The following is a 15,941-nucleotide window of genomic DNA, read 5'->3' as shown; positions in this document are numbered from 1 at the left end:
GATTTTCCATGACATTTCCTCTTCAGCGCGCAGGCGCTGAGCGGTGGACGCCCGCGCGTTTGCTGCTGCTTTCCTGCATCCTGTTGCTGGCGCTCACGTTGCCTGCGGCAGCCCATGGCATCGCGACCGGTGACAAGGGCTATATTCAAGAGATCTCCGGGATCAATATCATCCCCTTCATGTATTTGGGGGCCAAGCACATGGTCACGGGGTATGATCACATCCTGTTCCTGCTTGGGATCGTGTTTTTCCTCTACAAGACCAAAGACATCGGCGTTTATGTGAGCTTGTTCGCAATCGGCCACTCCACCACGATGTTGCTCGGGGTCTACTTCAACATTGGCATCAACGCCTACATCATTGACGCCATCATTGGTTTCTCAGTGGTCTACAAAGCGCTTGATAATATGGGTGCCTTCCGGGTCTGGTTTAAGTATCAGCCCAACACCCGCCTCACCACACTGGTCTTCGGGTTCTTTCATGGCTTTGGGCTGTCCACCAAGATCCTCGAATACGAGATCTCACCGGATGGTCTGGTGCCAAACCTCATCGCCTTCAATATGGGCGTCGAGCTGGGTCAGTTACTGGCCTTGAGCGGCATTCTCATTGTCATGGGCTATTGGCGGCGCACGCAGACCTTCTGGCGCTACGCCTATTCCCTGAACACCACCATGATGACAGCAGGCTTTGCGTTGGTAGGATACCAGCTCACGGGCCTCATTCTATCTTTTTAATGTGAGGCACTATGCATAATACAACTCCACCAAAGCGCTCTGAGCTACCAACTTCCGCGCAGCTGAAACGCTCCACCATTATCGCAGCGTTGTCTGCTCTGGCTCTTCTCACCGTGGCTATCCTGCCCTCTGAATATGGGGTAGATGCCACCGGCATGGGCCGCGTTCTGGGCCTGACAGAGATGGGTGAGATCAAAACCCAGCTGGCAGAGGAAAGTGCAGCCGATGCAGCTGCGACTGCAGCTCCTGCATCGACAACCTCCACCCAACCAGTGGCAGCGGTTTCTCCCGAACTGAACAACCGCGTTGACGAGATTGAACGTAAACTGGCTGAGGTGATGCTGAAACAGCAGTTGCGCGAACGTGTGACTGCCACGTCCCGCCGAGTTGAAGCAAAAGCCGTAGCGCCGGCGAAAACTGTTGCTGCGGTACCCGCGGTTCAACCTGTTGCCCCAACACCTGCGATCAAAAGCGATCAAACCACCATTCAACTTGATCCCGGTCAGGGTGTTGAGGTGAAGCTGGTGATGAAAGCAGGCAAGAGCGCAGCGTTTCGCTGGACGGCAAACGGAGGCACATTGAACTTCGACACACACGGCGATGGTGGAGGCCGCTCCATTTCCTACGTGAAAGGGCGCGGTGTACCGCAAGATGAAGGACAGATCACAGCGGCATTTGATGGCAACCATGGCTGGTTCTGGCGCAACAGAACTAACAGCCCTGTCACATTATCTCTGCAGACACGCGGAGAATACGAGTCGTTTAAACGAGTAAAGTAAGCGACTCATCAAGTTGACCTAATCGTCAATTCGGGTGGTTTTTCTATATTGTCCCGGCAAAATGCCTGCAAAACCGAAAAATCACCCGGGTTTTCCCCTTGAGCGCACAATATTCGGCGACAATCTGTCATGGGTTTCAATACCTATTACTCAAGGTAATACTGATATATGTCTCGCAAAAGCGCTTTGGTACTCATAATATTGCAACTAACCCGCACGTTCCCCTCAGTTAGTTTGTGATTTGTCATTTGAGGGATTTTTAAATCGTTATAACGTGGTCAAACCACGCTTTCGTGCGATTGCATCAACTACGTATTCCTACTTATTTCATTCCAACGCGTTTCGATGCACTTTCCCTTCAAATCTTTTTGCACCCGGTGAAAAGTTTTTCACCTGCAAGGTTTGCCGCCACCCTCGGCAAGCCTAATCCGGGGCCTTACTGCCAGCTATACCCCCTTTTAGCTGGTACGTAACAACCGAACCACATGAGTAAAAGCGAAGTCCGTTCCCTGCTGTTATAGACAGCGTTCCCTCCTCCCGGGCTTCGCTTTTTACTCACTCAACATGCGATCGGGAGACCTTTAAGGTGACGAAGCTGCGTCCAGGCGTCATTTTTGGCGAAGAATACAAAACCCTCATTCAGGCAGCACGTGAAGGGCAGTACGCTCTTCCAGCAGTAAACGCAGTTGGCTCCAACTCAATCAACGCAGTGCTCGAAGCTGCAGCAGCCAACAAATCCGACGTAATCGTACAGCTCTCAAACGGCGGCGCACAGTTTTATGCTGGAGCAGCCATGCCGGATAGCTTCCAGGCCCGTGTTCTTGGCGCGGTTTCCGCAGCCCAACACGTGCACCTGCTGGCAAAACACTACGGTGTTTGCGTTGTGCTCCACACAGACCACGCAAACCGTAAGCTGGTGCCTTGGCTGGAAGCTCTTATCTCGCACGGTGAAGACTACTTCCGTGCAAATGGTCGCCCACTCTTCACGTCTCACATGCTGGACCTTTCTGAGGAAACTCTGGAAGACAACCTGTCTGAAAGTGAACGCCTGCTGAAGCGCATGGCTCCACTGCAGATGAGCCTTGAGATTGAACTCGGCTGCACCGGTGGTGAAGAAGATGGCGTTGGTTCCGACGATGACATCGGATCTGACAACCCGAAACTGTACACCCAGCCAGAAGACGTGCTGGAAGCGTACAATCGCCTCGACCCATTGGGTCACTTCTCTGTGGCGGCATCCTTCGGCAATGTGCACGGCGTGTACAAGCCAGGCAATGTGAAGCTGCGCCCTGAGATTCTTCGTGAAAGCCAGAAACTGGTTCGCGAAACCCACGGTCTGGGTGAAAACCCACTGCCACTCGTGTTCCACGGTGGTTCCGGCTCTGAAAAAGCAAAAATCGCAGAAAGCCTGGGCTACGGTGTGTTCAAAATGAACATCGACACCGACACCCAGTTCGCATTCTCCGAACAGGCGGGCGCTTATGTGTTCGAAACGCCAAATGCGTTCAAACACCAGATCGACCCAGAGACCGGTGTCCCTTATAAGAAGGTCTACGATCCGCGCAAATTGCTGCGTGAAGGTGAAAAAGGAATTGTCACTCGTTTGACAGAAGCCTTTGAAGACCTTCGCAGCACAGGTAAATCCCTGGCGCAGTAAGAATGACCTCACAGGCCACACGTTGGGGGTGTGGCCTGGACTTTAATGGAGTACAGGATGAAAGCGCTATTTATTGGCCAGTCCTATATTGACGTGACCTTTTTGTCAGAGACCATGCCGGAAGGTGATGAGAAGGCAATTGCGCAGGATTACGCTGTCAGCTTTGGTGGCAACGCTGTCACCGCGGCTTTCGTCTGCGCAAAGCTGGGCATCTCACCTGACCTGCTGTGCTCCATGGCAGACGACTGGCTGTCTCGCATGTTCCGCGATATGGCGGCCAAGTATTCCATTCCGATCCACGGCGCTAAGGTAAAGGAAAGCTCCCTCTCCTTCATCATGCCTAAGGACGGCAAACGTGCCATCGTGCGCTGTCGCGACAACGACTTCCTGCATCCGGTTCCTGAACTTAACCTCGCAGGTTGCCAGGCGCTGCACGTAGACGGCCACATCCCACACGCTGCTCTGCATTACGCAAAGTTGTGCCGCAAGCATGGCATCCTGACGTCTCTGGATGGTGGTGCTGTTCGTGAGAACACCGAGGAACTGCTCGACTACATTGATGTAGCCATCGTTTCTGAGTTGTTCTGTGAACAGCTGGAAAAATCCCCGGAAGACACACTGGAATACCTGCGTGCCAAAGGCGTGAAGGTCGGCGGTGTCACTCAGGGCGAAAAAGGCCTGCTCTGGTACGAAGACAAGTGCCCGATCAAGCGTCTGCCAGCTCTGAAAGTGCCAAAAGAACGCGTCATCGACACCAACGGTGCGGGTGATACCTTCCACGGCGCTTATGTTTACGGCTACCTGGCGGACCCTCAGGGAACCTGGGAAGACCATTTCAAACTGGCTCGTGCGGCTTCCGCACACGCCATTCAGTTCCTCGGCAACGAGGCCTCTCTGCCAACCGTCCTTGATCTGGACAACGTGCAGAAAAACTTTCCTGCGAGCGACTAATCTATGCGGCTTTGCCATAGGTGAAGCCATTTAGAGCCAAATAAAAACAATAAGAACGAACAAAAATAATAATAGGCCCCACATAGGGCACATGTTCATGTGGCGCTCGCACACTCAAAAAGCCCCGTCTCTTTATGAGGCGGGGTTTTTATTTGCCTTTTTACGCGCAATACTAAGGACCCGAACCTGCTCCCCTTAGTTATTGTCAGCTATACCCCCTAGATTCAGGCGGACCAGAAAAGAGGGAACGCACTGGCCTGCAGACAATTCCCGCAGGATCACGCCAATGAAAACCCAGATATCTGAGGCTTCTTATTCCTCAAATATAACCCCTTTAAATATTACGGGCTCAGTTTCACTAATATTCTTCGAGAGTTCCAGAGAATATAAGTAAGCACATGATGAAGCCAATTGATCTCAGGCTTCTTTCACACAAACACAAATTACATACAAACAACTGCTCGCCTGACGCGACAGAACAATTTCTGCATGCCAATTACACAGTTTCCGGCAGCAGTATTTAGCTCAGTTTCTATTGTTTAAAACAGGGTTTATACTATGACTCATCTCAAATATTCATGTGCTTTGGTCGCCTTGCTGGCGAGTGCAGGCATGGCACACGCAGGCACAATCACCATCTCCACAGATGGCAGCGATGTGGTGACTCATTACACAGGCTCCTCAGACAACGCTACAACAGCCTTTGATGAGACATCGCAAACCAGTATTGCCGACAGCGCAGACGTTGATCGCATTTTCGCAAATGAAATCAAAGGTAACGCTGCAGATATTGCTAGTAACAGCCAAACTATTTCCGACTTTCAGACCCTGTTTGGAACAGTGCAGACAACAGCACCAGCGGCAATCTCTAATGGCGTTAAAGATCCGCTGAAGAACAACACAGGCACACCTCTGGAGGAAGTCCGCGATATTGAAGCTGCGCTCAAAGATGGCACAACAGCCAAAACCGAGTGGAAAGCCTATCTGGACCACGTAGAGGCAAAAGCAGCTGCTGGCGAAGAGATCACCATGGATGCTCCGACAGATCCAGTGGCGGGTGACTTCACAAGTGGTGCTCTGCCTGCAAATATGGCGGCAGATCTAGGCACGCTTGATACTGCAGTAGACAACTACGCGGCGGAGCAGTTGCCACACGAGAACTACAGCACCTTCGCCACGGCCAATGGCGCCAATGCATCTGGCCGCGCAACGGCTCAGGCATTGGAAAGCGGCGAAGGTCTGGCGAATGGCATTCTGGCATCCTTCAACGCGGTAGATGCTAAGATTGGCGACATCAGCACACTGCCAAGCGATCTGCAGGCACCAACTCCGGCAGACACCACTGTCGTTTCGGCTGTGACTAAGCTGAACGAGAAGGTAGGCTCTCTGGCTGATCTGAACTCTACCTTTACTGGCACAGCCCGTAACAGTGTTGTGGCAGCAGTCAACAGCAATGCTGAGCGTATTACTGCCAACAGCGCAGCTATTTCTGACAATAGCTCCCGCATCGTTTCATTGGAAGAGGACGTTGATGAGCTGCAGTCCGGTGTTGCCATGGCAATCGCAATTGCCAACGCACCGATCATTCAGGGCGGTTACAACGGCCTGTCTCTTTCCGGTGGTTTCGGGCACTTCAAAGGCAAGTCTGCAGGTTCTATGAAAGCTGCCTTCATGCCAATGGACAACATGGCGATCACCGCCTCCGTCGCAACCGACTTTGACGACAACGTCGCCGCTGGCGCGGGTCTTGGTTTCTCATTCTAAGTTTTCAAGGAGAGGCACATGAGCCGACTTCTTTCATTTTTCTTCGTTGCCTTCGCCATGGTTTTCCATGGCGGGGGTGTTCTCGCACCTTCCTCAGCTCAGGCAAAAGAGGAATGGTCTGTTCAATGCAGCCGACAACAATGCCAGATGTACGCGGAGATCCGACTTCAAAACGGAACCTTGTTTAACAACATCGCGTTTCGCAAACTCAACGCCACCACGTATGCAGGCATTTTGAAGCTGCCGCTCGGTATTCACATCCCAAGTGGCATCAACATTGGCATTGACGAAGCCGCGATCATTCAGGCCAAGCTGATCACCTGCAATCCTGATGGCTGCGAAGCTGCCTTTACTGCAAACCAGACGGTGGTGGATTTTCTGAAGCGGGGAGACAAGATGTCGATCCTCGTGCGCAAGGCAGGTGATCGGAAGCAGCTGGCTCTCAATTACTCCCTGATCGGCTTCACCCGTAACTGGAACGCATTCCACAAGCGCATGGAAATGCTGACACCGTAGCCAGAAGGCCAATTGGATTTCTTGGGAGGAGTAAGTTATTGATATGCCTTGCACCTGTGGGAGGAGCTAGGCAGCCGTGACATACTCATCCAACACCGACAATTCCATATCCATTCGCGATGAGACCGAATTTCAGCGGTTTATCGGATATGAGCTGGAGCTTTTCCCAAAGGAAGGCACGGCAATCTGTGCGTTGGATACTGATGCCCGGTTTGCCAATCGCAGTGGAGTGGTACATGGGGCGATTGTGACCATGTTGTTGGATAATGCCTGCGGTGGATCTTGCAGTGCAACGGTGGATCCCACAGGTAAACAACCGTTCGTAACGCTGTCTCTCACCGTCAACTTCCTCGCACCAGCCATCTGCAAACGATTAGTGGCAAAAGGCAAAGTAACTGGAGGCGGCAAATCAACACTCTTTGCAGAGGCGGAGTTGTTTGACGAGAATGATCAGCTGATTGCAACGGCCACTGGCCCTTTCAAACGCGCACCACAGCGCGAGATGCGGCTTGATCACTCCTGAGTCTCGCGGGGCTTTGGTCCGACGCCATCAAAGAAGGTCGTCATGAGCAATGCCGTGACTTCTCCGATATCCGCCTTTTCTTTCACGATCATATCCCAGGCAGAAAACAACAGCACATCGTAGGTGTTCATCACCCATCGTGTTGGCAGCTCTTTGCGAATGTCGCCATCTTCTTTCGCTTGTTCAACCGAAGTGATTGTCTCTTGCTCCATAAGGGCATAGCGCGGATCTTTGCTCAGAACGCGTTCCCCATCCAGCCAGAAAGAGGAGAGGAAACGCAGCCGGTCCGCAAGCGGGAGCATCAGCTCAACAGCCCGCATCATCGCTTGTTTCCCGCGAAGACCTTCTTTCTCCATAGGCGTCAGCGCCTGAATAATATCCTCAAAGCTGACCTTCAGGACTTCTTCAATCAACGCTTCCCGAGAGGCAAAGTGTCGGTACAGCGTGGCGCGACCAATCCCGGCTATCTCTGCGATTTCCGTTAGTGAAGCCATTGGATTTTCTGGCAATTCAGCCAACCCGGCTTCGATCAGGGCCCGGCGGGACTTAACAGCCCTTTTATCACGCAACACTATTTTACCCTCATTTTATGAGACGCACTTGTCTCACATATACTCATTATGATACACAATCGTCTCACAAATCAAGATCAGAGATGATTACGAGGCATTCACTCAGCGATAATCGGGCATTCCGTAGGCCTTCACCAAACTCTGAAACTTGCCTCTATGAAACGTATTGCTCAGGAGCACTGAATGTCCAAACGGATTGTGTGGTTGTCAGCAGCATTGGTGCTACTGGGAACTGTCGGTACCTATGTTCTTTCGCTGGAAGACACAAGTGATGTCGACATCGGAGAAAATGAAGTTGTTCTGCCTGTGGTGAGCTATGTGACTGCACAGGCAAGCGATAACACCGGCCATATTTCTGTTTTTGCTGAAGTCCGCCCACGCTGGACTGCTGATCTAAAGGCTCAGGTCTCTGGCAAACTGTTGTCCGTTGCTCCTCAAGCACTTGAAGGCAAGAAAGTCTCCAAGAACGAGCCAATGGCGCAGCTGGAAAAGCACACTTATGAAGCCCAACTGGAAGACGCCAAATACCAGCAGTCAACAGCAGAATTCAATCTGAAGAAAAAGCAGAACAAGCATGTGCTCGCGCTGAAAAACTGGCGTGCAGTGAATCCGAAGGAAGATCCGCCGGAAATGGCTGTTCACATTCCGGAGCTGCGCGTTGCAGAAAAAGCGCTGGAGGCAGCCGTTCAGAAGGTGAAAGTCGCACAGTATGATGTGAACGCGACCACCATCAAAGCTCCTTTCAGCGGCTTCGTCACCAAACGCTATGTGAGTATCGGACAAAGCATCTCTGTCGGCGATACGCTGTTCACCCTGCTGGATGCTGAGCAACTGGATATTACGGTCTCTCTGGATCAAACCCAATGGAACCTGCTGGAAAAGGCGTGGCAGGAATTTCCGGCTAAGATATATAATGCCAACAAGGAACTGGTCGGGATTGCAAAGATCCAGCGCGGTGGTGGCTTCCTTGACCCTAAATCACGCCGTTATCAGCTCTTCCTCGAAATCGTGAAATCACCTGAAACCTCTGTTCTGCCGGGGGAGTTCGTTACAGTTGAACTGCAAAGCAAAACAGTCAACGACAGCCTGAAATTGCCTGCGACTGCGCTCACACAGGAAGGGTTCGTCTGGTTCCTGAGCAACAACGACGAACTGCAGCGCTTTGAGGCTTCCGTCGTTTTCCGTGATGATACAGATATCATTGTGAAGATGCCGCATGAACTGCAAGACCTTGATGAGAAGCGCGTTGTTCAGCTGCCGATGGCCGCGTTCTTACCGGGTCAGCATGTTGCCCCAACACCAGCGGGGCACTAGCACATGGCCTGGCTCACAAACTGGTTTATTCGCAACCCGGTCGCAGCAAACCTCATCATGGCGTTCATCCTGATTGTCGGGGTGTCTTCTCTCATGAACATCCGCATCGAGGGCTTTCCCAAGCTGCCTGCGGATACTGTGACCATCACGACGGAACTGCCCAACGGCTACACGGAGCAGGTTGATAAGCAAATCACCCGCAAGGTGGAAAAGGCGTTGGAAGGTCTGAGCGGCGTCAAAAACATCAGCTCAATTTCGCAACCAGGTTCGTCTGTTGTCTCCGTTCAAAAGACAAGCGACACCAAACTATCCACCTTGCTGGATGACATCCGCTTGAAAATTGATGGCATTTACAATCTGCCGAAGAAGGCGGAACGGCCTGTCATTGAAAAAGAGAGCATGGATATGCCAGCCATGTTTGTGCAGGTCTACGGCGATGCGGATTTCAAAACTTTGCAGCGCATTGCCCGTCAGCTGCGCAACAAGCTGCTGGCCAGCCCGGAGGTTTCCCGCCTCAAACAATGGGGTTTGCAGACCGAGCAGATCAAGATCGGTTTAGAACCGTACACGCTGGAACGTCTAAACCTGACCCCTGAGCAAGTCATGAACCGCATCCGCGAGTCTTCTCTTTACTTCCAGGGCGGAACGCTGAAGACAGAGGGCGGCTACATCTCTTTGCGCGCGGATACACAGGCCTATTATAAAGCCGACTTTGAGCGCATCCCGATCATCGAGTGGGAAGACGGCACGACAACCACTCTTGGTGATATTGCCAAGGTGGAAGACGCCTTTGCTGACATTGATATGGAAGCACGCTTCAACGGCAAAGAGTCCGTTGGGCTGGAAGTTCTGATTGGCCGCAAAGACAACCTTATTAATGTCTCAGAGGATGTGCAGGCCATCATAGCTGACTTCCGCACAACCCTGCCGACTGGCGTACAGGTGGGGATTTGGGGCAACTCCAGTGATTACATCGAGGATCGCCTGACCCTTCTCAGCTCCAACGCATTTCAGGGGCTGGCTTTGGTGGTGTTGATCCTGTCGCTGTTCCTCAACATGAAGCTGGCCTTCTGGGTCGCTATGGGTATTCCAATCTCATTAGCTGGTGCATTTGCTGTGGCGACGACTGGCTGGGTGGATTATTCACTCAACGACATCACAACATTCGGTCTCATCATCGCGCTCGGCATTCTTGTCGATGATGCAGTGGTGGTCGGTGAAAGTGTCTTTGAGCAGCGCAAACGCTATGCAGACCCACGCAAAGGCACGGCTGCGGGCGTACACAAAGTAGCCGTTGCGACGATATTTGGCGTACTGACAACAACAGCGGCATTCTTCCCAATGCTTCTGATGAACAGTGAGCTGGGTAAGATCCTCGGCAGCTTCTCAGGCATTGTTATTCTGGCGTTGTTGTTCTCTCTGTTCGAGAGCAAGTTCATCCTGCCTGCTCACCTCGCATACATCTCCTTGGAAGAGAAGAAGCAGAACATCTTCTCCCGCAGCTGGGGCAAGGTTCAGAGCGTGGCTCGCGGTGGCTTGTTCTGGTTCCGCGATACGGTCTATTTCCCAGTGCTTAGATGGGCTATCCGACAGCGATATGCGGTTCTGTTTGGCTTCATTTCTGTAGCAGTGCTTGTTTTTGGCCTGATGTGGAAGGGCAAAATCCACTCTGTGTTCTTTCCGGAAATTCCCGGTCAGTATATCGTGGTGAACATGGAGATGGATCCACGTGCACCATTTGAGCTGACGCAGAGCAACATCTCCACGATTGAAAACATCGCAAGTGCTGTTGACCGGCAATATGCCGAGCAACAGCCGGACGTGGGCGGTGTGTTCCAGAACATCTTCCGCATCGTATCCGACAGCACAAATGCCACCATCTATGCAGAGCTTCGCCCGTTGGACGAGCGCGGGGATGCAAAGACAGGTGACATTCTGCGCGACTGGCAGGACCGTACCGGCACTTTGGAAGGTGTTTCCAAACTCACCTTCTCGGGCTTTGAAGCGATCGGTGGCGGGTTCAAGATCCGTTTGTTTGGCGAAAGTTCGGAGCAGTTGCAGCTGGCGAGTGAAGAGCTCATGGCAGAACTTGGCAAACGAGCCGGTGTCAGCAACCAGCGCGACACGTTCAAAGCAGGTCAGCCAGAACTTCGCCTGACACTAAAATCAGAAGCTCGTCATCTTGGCTTTACGCCAGAGCGGTTGGCAAGTCAGGTGGCGCACCAGTTTGGAGGTGGGGAAGCACAGCGCATCCAGCGTGGTGACTCAGAGGTTCGCGTGATTGTTCGCAACACGCTGGACGCCCGTGATGCCATTGAGGACCTGTTGCAGTCCCGCCTGCGCGGTGCCAACGACAACTGGGTCACACTGCAATCAGTTGCCAATATCGAAGCACGCTATGTGCCCGGATACGTGTACCGCAGAAACGGAGATCAGGTCGCCACAATCGAAGCTGACACCAATAAACAGATCGTTGCTCCTGCTGAGCTGGGTCAGGATATCTTCACCTCCGTTGTGCCCCAACTACAACAGAAGTATCCCGGCGTTAAAATTAAGCAGGGTGGCGAGCTGGAGGAAATGGGTGAAGTTAAGGGGAATATGAACCGCGCCCTTCTCATCACCTGTTTCCTCATCTTTGTCCTGTTAGCGATCCCGCTGAAGTCTTACTTCAAACCGCTCATCATCATGTCCGTGGTACCATTTGGAGTAGTCGGGGCAATCCTCGGCCATGCCATTATGGGCATCCCGTTCAGCATGATGTCGATCTTCGGCCTGCTGGCGCTGATCGGTGTGATCGTCAACGACTCTCTCGTCATGGTCACACACTACCTTCACCTGCGTGAGGATGGTGTAGATCATATAGAAGCAACGGAGCGCAGTGGCATGGATCGCTTCCAGGCGATCTTCCTGACAACAGCAACCACCGTCGCCGGTTTGATGCCGCTCATGAGCGAAACTTCCGAGCAGGCCATGTACCTGATCCCGGCGGCAGTCTCTCTGGCGTACGGTGAAATTTTCGGGACGCTTATTACTTTAATCCTGATTCCAGTACTGGTCGCAATTGCGGAAGATATTCGCGTATTTCTCTTCGGCAAACGCGATAAGGCATTGGAATATGCGCAAATGGAGCGAAAAGAGGCCCTGGAAGCAGAGGAAAAACACGCGATTTCAGAAAAATCCCCAGAGAATGACAAAGATACAAAACCTGAGGGTTTTCCTCTAGAAAAGGCCTAAACGGACCTTACGACACGGCCTCCCCTTGCGGAGGCCGTTTTTTGTAGAGAACTGCCCTAACGAAATCTGCTAGTTAACCCACTGTGAATCCGCAGAATTCCAGCATTAAATACATATAAGAAATCGCTTAAATATTGGATTTTCTAATATTTTAATATTCTAATATAAATTATATATTAGAAATGCAGCATGCACTTATATATTGCGGAATCTCAAAGAGAAAAAATCTACTAATCCGGAATTGATTGCACTCAATTTGTGCTTTTTACATTTACTCTAAGTTCCTGCGCGTACGAGCGGGCACGTATAACGTTACGGTGTCTGCTCCAATCAAATAGCTGCAAGAGGCGGCTGTTAGTACGGAGTACGCACATGGCTGGCTTAAGCCAAAATACCCAGACCACCACTCCAGCAGTGAGCAAAGGCCGCGAGAGAGTAGCATTCCTGTTTCTGGCAGTTGTTCTTGCGCCAGTTCTGATGACTGCAGCTGTTGGCGGATACGGCTTCCTTATCTGGATGTCGCAGATCCTGTTTGGCCCACCGTCCTTTTAAGAGGTAGTCGTGGCCAACTTATCCCGCAGAGCATTCTTTACCCGCTTAAGCGCTACCCCAGAGGTGGTGACCCCGGTTCGTCCGCCTTGGACAACGGAACAGCGGATTGAAGACAAATGCACCGGTTGCTTTGAATGTGTCAAAGCCTGCCCGGAAGCCATTTTGTTCAGCGCGGATAATCGGCCTTACCTCAAAACCGGTGTTGGAGAATGCACGTTCTGCGAAGAGTGCGCAAAAGCGTGCCCAGAGGAAGATCTGTTTGATCTGACTGCGGCACCCTGGAGGCTCACAGCAGAAATTCAGCAAGGGGCATGCCTGCTTGGAAAGGGCGTTTCCTGCCAGACCTGCACCGACAGCTGTGACCCAAGAGCCCTCCGGTTCGATATGCGTGTCGCGCCTGCAGGAAAGATTCAACTGGATGCAGACCAATGCAACGGCTGCGGAGCTTGTCTCATTTCCTGCCCCGTAGATGCGATCGCCATGAACGACCAGAGCCGAGAAAGTTTAGCAAATGCGTAATGCAACAACCGTAGAGCGCAAAGAAGAAGCCGGTGTCTGGCACATTTCAAGTGTGCTGCTCCAGGCCGATCCTGCCAAGCGAGAGCAGATATGCGCTGCGATTGAACAGATACCTTCTGCTGAAATTGCAGAAGTAGCTGACACAACAAAGATAATTGTGACGCTGGAAACACCGAGCGAACGCGACCTCGCGAACGCTTTGAGTGACATGCAGCAGTTAGATGGCGTGGTTACGGCTTCGCTCATCTTCCACCAAACCGACACCACCGACCTCAATTCAATTGTGATTTCTGATCAGGGTGACATGCAACCCGAGGGGACTTGCTCATGATTAAACTAACAAGACGCGCTGTCATTAAGGCGCAGGCTGTTGCAGCGGCAACTGCCGCAGCCGGGGCAAGCCTTCCGGCGCAAGCGGCAAACATTGTAACAGACGCAAGCAAAACAGACCTGAAATGGTCCAAAGCTGCTTGCCGTTTCTGCGGTACCGGTTGTTCCATCATGGTTGCGACCAAGAATGACCGCGTTGTTGCAACACATGGTGATGCTCAGAGCCCGGTTAACAAGGGCCTGAACTGTGTGAAAGGTTACTTCCTTTCCAAGATCATGTACGGCAAAGACCGTCTTGAGCAGCCACTGCTGCGTAAAACCGACGGCAAGTACGACAAAGAAGGCGAATTCGAGCCAGTATCCTGGGACGAAGCTTTCGACATCATGGCTGTGAAAGCAAAAGAAGCCATGAAGAAGAACGGCCCTTACGCGGTTGGCATGTTCGGCTCAGGCCAGTGGACTGTTTGGGAAGGCTACGCAGCTTCTAAGCTCTGGAAAGCTGGCTTCCGCTCTAACACCATTGACCCGAACGCACGTCACTGCATGGCTTCTGCTGTAGGCGCATTCATGCGGACCTTCGGCATTGATGAGCCAATGGGTTGTTACGACGATTTTGAGAACGCAGACGCCTTCGTGCTCTGGGGTTCCAACATGGCAGAGATGCACCCGGTTCTGTGGACCCGTATCGCTGATCGCCGCCTGTCTAACCCAGATGTAAAAGTTGCTGTTCTTTCTACATACCAGCACCGCAGCTTTGACCTTGCTGACATCCCAATGGTCTTCACTCCGCAGACCGATCTCGTGATTGCGAACTTCATCGCAAACTACATCATCGAGAACGAAGCCGTGGACATGGACTTCGTTAGCAAGCACACCAACTTCCGCCTTGGCAATCAGGACATCGGTTACGGCCTGCGCCCTGAGCACCCATTACAGCAAGCTGCTAAGAACGCTGACAAAGCTGGTGGTTCTAAAGAAATCAGCTTCGAAGAGTATGCAGAGTTCGTTAAGCCATACACTCTCGAATACGCTGAGAAGATGTCTGGTGTTCCTGCAAACCGTCTGCTGGAACTGGCAAAGCTTTACGCTGATCCAGACAAAAAAGTTATGTCCCTGTGGACCATGGGTGCGAACCAGCATACCCGCGGCGTTTGGGTCAACCAGATGTTCTACAACATCCACCTACTCACCGGCAAAATCTCCAAGCCAGGGTGTGGTCCGTTCTCACTGACCGGTCAGCCATCCGCTTGTGGTACAGCTCGTGAAGTTGGTACATTCTCCCACCGTCTGCCAGCAGACATGGTTGTGAAAAACCCTGAGCACCGGAAAATTGCAGAGAAAATCTGGAAACTTCCAGACGGCACAATTCCTGCGAAACCAGGTTACCATGCTGTTCAGCAGTCCCGTATGCTCAAAGACGGCAAACTAAACTTCTACTGGACCCAGGTCACCAACAACATGCAGGCTGGTCCTAACGTTGTTGAAGAGATCTACCCAGGCTGGAGAAATCCAGAGAACTTCATCGTTGTTTCCGATCCGTACCCAACAGTGTCCGCAATGGCTGCTGACCTTATTCTGCCAACAGCAATGTGGGTAGAAAAAGAAGGCGCTTACGGCAACGCTGAACGTCGTACTCAGTTCTGGCATCAGCTGGTTTCTGCTCCGGGCGATGCAAAGTCTGACCTTTGGCAGACCGTTGAGTTCTCCAAGCGCTTCAAAGTTGAAGACGTATGGCCTGAAGAACTGATCGCAAAGCAGCCAGAAGTACGCGGTAAAACTCTGTTTGACATCCTGTTTGCAAACGGCAACGTCGACAAGTTCCCGCTTTCTGAAACCAGCGATGAATACAAGAACGACGAAGCAAACGACTTCGGCTTCTACATTCAAAAAGGTCTGTTCGAAGAATACGCTGCCTTTGGCCGTGACCACGGTCACGATCTGGCACCGTTCGAGCGTTACCACGAAGAACGTGGCCTGCGTTGGCCTGTTGTGAATGGCAAAGAAACCCAGTGGCGCTTCCGCGAAGGTTCTGACCCATACGTTGGCGAAGGCAAAGGCTTCGAGTTTTACGGTCATAAAGACGGTAAAGCACGCATCTTCGCGCTTCCATACGAAGCACCGCCAGAAATGCCAGATGAAGACTACGATTTCTGGCTCTGCACTGGTCGCGTGATCGAGCACTGGCACACTGGCACCATGACCCAGCGCGTTCCTGAGCTGTACAAAGCTGTTCCAAATGCTCTGTGCTACATGCATCCTGATGATGCAAAAGCGAAGGGCCTGCGTCGTGGTTCTGAAGTGCGCGTTGTTTCCCGTCGCGGTGAAATCACAACACGCATCGAGACCCGTGGCCGTAACAAGCCACCAAAAGGCCTCGTGTTCGTACCGTTCTTTGATGCAAGCCAGCTCATCAACAAGGTGACACTGGATGCAACAGATCCTCTTTCAAAACAGACCGACTATAAGAAGTGCGCGGTCAAGATTGTAGCCGTGTGA

At 52.1% G+C, this 15,941-nt stretch carries 14 protein-coding genes; 13 read left to right on the top strand and 1 reads right to left on the bottom strand.

Going from position 1 to position 15,941, the window contains the following annotated elements; translation table 11 throughout:
- Window positions 1-8: 8 nt before the first annotated feature.
- The 7 genes from PsAD26_RS10185 to PsAD26_RS10155 all read left to right on the top strand — a co-directional run bounded on the left by PsAD26_RS10185 (window position 9) and on the right by PsAD26_RS10155 (window position 6,924).
- Window positions 9-734 (top strand): HupE/UreJ family protein, encoded by a 726-nt coding sequence (locus PsAD26_RS10185; protein WP_063310294.1) that lies wholly within the window; start codon window positions 9-11, stop codon window positions 732-734.
- Between the two features lie 11 nt (window positions 735-745).
- Entirely contained in the window at window positions 746-1,513 is a 768-nt protein-coding gene (locus tag PsAD26_RS10180) for a hypothetical protein (protein WP_063310293.1), read from the top strand.
- A 586-nt stretch (window positions 1,514-2,099) separates the two neighbouring features.
- Window positions 2,100-3,170, top strand: a complete 1,071-nt coding sequence (fbaA, locus tag PsAD26_RS10175; protein ID WP_063310292.1) for a class II fructose-bisphosphate aldolase — start codon at window positions 2,100-2,102, stop codon at window positions 3,168-3,170.
- A gap of 57 nt (window positions 3,171-3,227) precedes the next feature.
- Complete coding sequence (locus tag PsAD26_RS10170) at window positions 3,228-4,121, top strand: sugar kinase (protein WP_063292963.1); 894 nt, start codon at window positions 3,228-3,230, stop codon at window positions 4,119-4,121.
- A gap of 558 nt (window positions 4,122-4,679) precedes the next feature.
- On the top strand, window positions 4,680-5,885 hold the full coding sequence (locus PsAD26_RS10165; RefSeq protein ID WP_063310291.1) for a YadA C-terminal domain-containing protein: 1,206 nt from the start codon (window positions 4,680-4,682) through the stop codon (window positions 5,883-5,885).
- A gap of 18 nt (window positions 5,886-5,903) precedes the next feature.
- Window positions 5,904-6,401, top strand: coding sequence for an invasion associated locus B family protein (locus PsAD26_RS10160; protein ID WP_208860638.1), 498 nt, complete (start codon window positions 5,904-5,906; stop codon window positions 6,399-6,401).
- A gap of 76 nt (window positions 6,402-6,477) precedes the next feature.
- Complete coding sequence (locus tag PsAD26_RS10155; protein WP_063310290.1) at window positions 6,478-6,924, top strand: PaaI family thioesterase; 447 nt, start codon at window positions 6,478-6,480, stop codon at window positions 6,922-6,924.
- Here PsAD26_RS10155 and PsAD26_RS10150 read toward each other — a convergent pair.
- Window positions 6,915-7,496, bottom strand: a complete 582-nt coding sequence (locus tag PsAD26_RS10150) for a TetR/AcrR family transcriptional regulator (protein WP_244278196.1) — start codon at window positions 7,494-7,496, stop codon at window positions 6,915-6,917. The two genes, PsAD26_RS10155 and PsAD26_RS10150, sit on opposite strands and share 10 nt — an antisense overlap.
- A 183-nt stretch (window positions 7,497-7,679) precedes the next feature.
- On the opposite strand from PsAD26_RS10150, the gene PsAD26_RS10145 reads away from it, so the two are divergent.
- From PsAD26_RS10145 to napA, 6 genes are all read left to right on the top strand, one after another.
- A complete protein-coding gene (locus PsAD26_RS10145) occupies window positions 7,680-8,810 on the top strand; it encodes an efflux RND transporter periplasmic adaptor subunit (RefSeq protein ID WP_063310288.1) in 1,131 nt (376 codons plus the stop codon).
- Between the two features lie 3 nt (window positions 8,811-8,813).
- Window positions 8,814-12,044, top strand: coding sequence for an efflux RND transporter permease subunit (locus PsAD26_RS10140; RefSeq protein ID WP_063310287.1), 3,231 nt, complete (start codon window positions 8,814-8,816; stop codon window positions 12,042-12,044).
- A 372-nt stretch (window positions 12,045-12,416) separates the two neighbouring features.
- A complete protein-coding gene (gene napE / locus PsAD26_RS10135; protein ID WP_057462105.1) occupies window positions 12,417-12,596 on the top strand; it encodes a periplasmic nitrate reductase, NapE protein in 180 nt (59 codons plus the stop codon).
- Window positions 12,597-12,605: 9 nt separating this feature from the next.
- Window positions 12,606-13,115 (top strand): ferredoxin-type protein NapF, encoded by a 510-nt coding sequence (napF, locus tag PsAD26_RS10130; protein WP_063310286.1) that lies wholly within the window; start codon window positions 12,606-12,608, stop codon window positions 13,113-13,115.
- Window positions 13,108-13,446: a chaperone NapD gene (locus PsAD26_RS10125; RefSeq protein ID WP_063310285.1), complete on the top strand. Its 339-nt coding sequence runs from the start codon at window positions 13,108-13,110 to the stop codon at window positions 13,444-13,446. The genes napF and PsAD26_RS10125 overlap by 8 nt, the downstream gene beginning before the upstream one ends.
- The gene (napA, locus tag PsAD26_RS10120) at window positions 13,437-15,941 is read left to right on the top strand and encodes a nitrate reductase catalytic subunit NapA (protein ID WP_208985614.1); all 2,505 of its coding nucleotides are present in this window, start codon (window positions 13,437-13,439) and stop codon (window positions 15,939-15,941) included. The genes PsAD26_RS10125 and napA overlap by 10 nt, the downstream gene beginning before the upstream one ends.

Origin of the sequence: Pseudovibrio sp. Ad26 (genome assembly GCF_001623285.1) — a bacterium.
In the GTDB taxonomy this organism is placed as follows: Bacteria; Pseudomonadota; Alphaproteobacteria; order Rhizobiales; family Stappiaceae; genus Pseudovibrio; species Pseudovibrio ascidiaceicola.
The sequence above is the reverse complement of the archived record's forward strand: the minus strand, read 5'-3'. Positions and strand labels throughout refer to the sequence as shown.

Excerpts from the sequence above, each read along its gene's own strand:
- PsAD26_RS10165 (WP_063310291.1), top strand. The coding sequence starts at position 4,680 with ATGACTCATCTCAAATATTCATGTGCTTTGGTCGCCTTGCTGGCGAGT.
- napE (WP_057462105.1), top strand. The coding sequence starts at position 12,417 with ATGGCTGGCTTAAGCCAAAATACCCAGACCACCACTCCAGCAGTGAGC.
- PsAD26_RS10145 (WP_063310288.1), top strand. The coding sequence starts at position 7,680 with ATGTCCAAACGGATTGTGTGGTTGTCAGCAGCATTGGTGCTACTGGGA.
- PsAD26_RS10170 (WP_063292963.1), top strand. The coding sequence starts at position 3,228 with ATGAAAGCGCTATTTATTGGCCAGTCCTATATTGACGTGACCTTTTTG.
- PsAD26_RS10125 (WP_063310285.1), top strand. The coding sequence starts at position 13,108 with ATGCGTAATGCAACAACCGTAGAGCGCAAAGAAGAAGCCGGTGTCTGG.
- PsAD26_RS10140 (WP_063310287.1), top strand. The coding sequence starts at position 8,814 with ATGGCCTGGCTCACAAACTGGTTTATTCGCAACCCGGTCGCAGCAAAC.
- PsAD26_RS10185 (WP_063310294.1), top strand. The coding sequence starts at position 9 with ATGACATTTCCTCTTCAGCGCGCAGGCGCTGAGCGGTGGACGCCCGCG.
- PsAD26_RS10180 (WP_063310293.1), top strand. The coding sequence starts at position 746 with ATGCATAATACAACTCCACCAAAGCGCTCTGAGCTACCAACTTCCGCG.
- PsAD26_RS10160 (WP_208860638.1), top strand. The coding sequence starts at position 5,904 with ATGAGCCGACTTCTTTCATTTTTCTTCGTTGCCTTCGCCATGGTTTTC.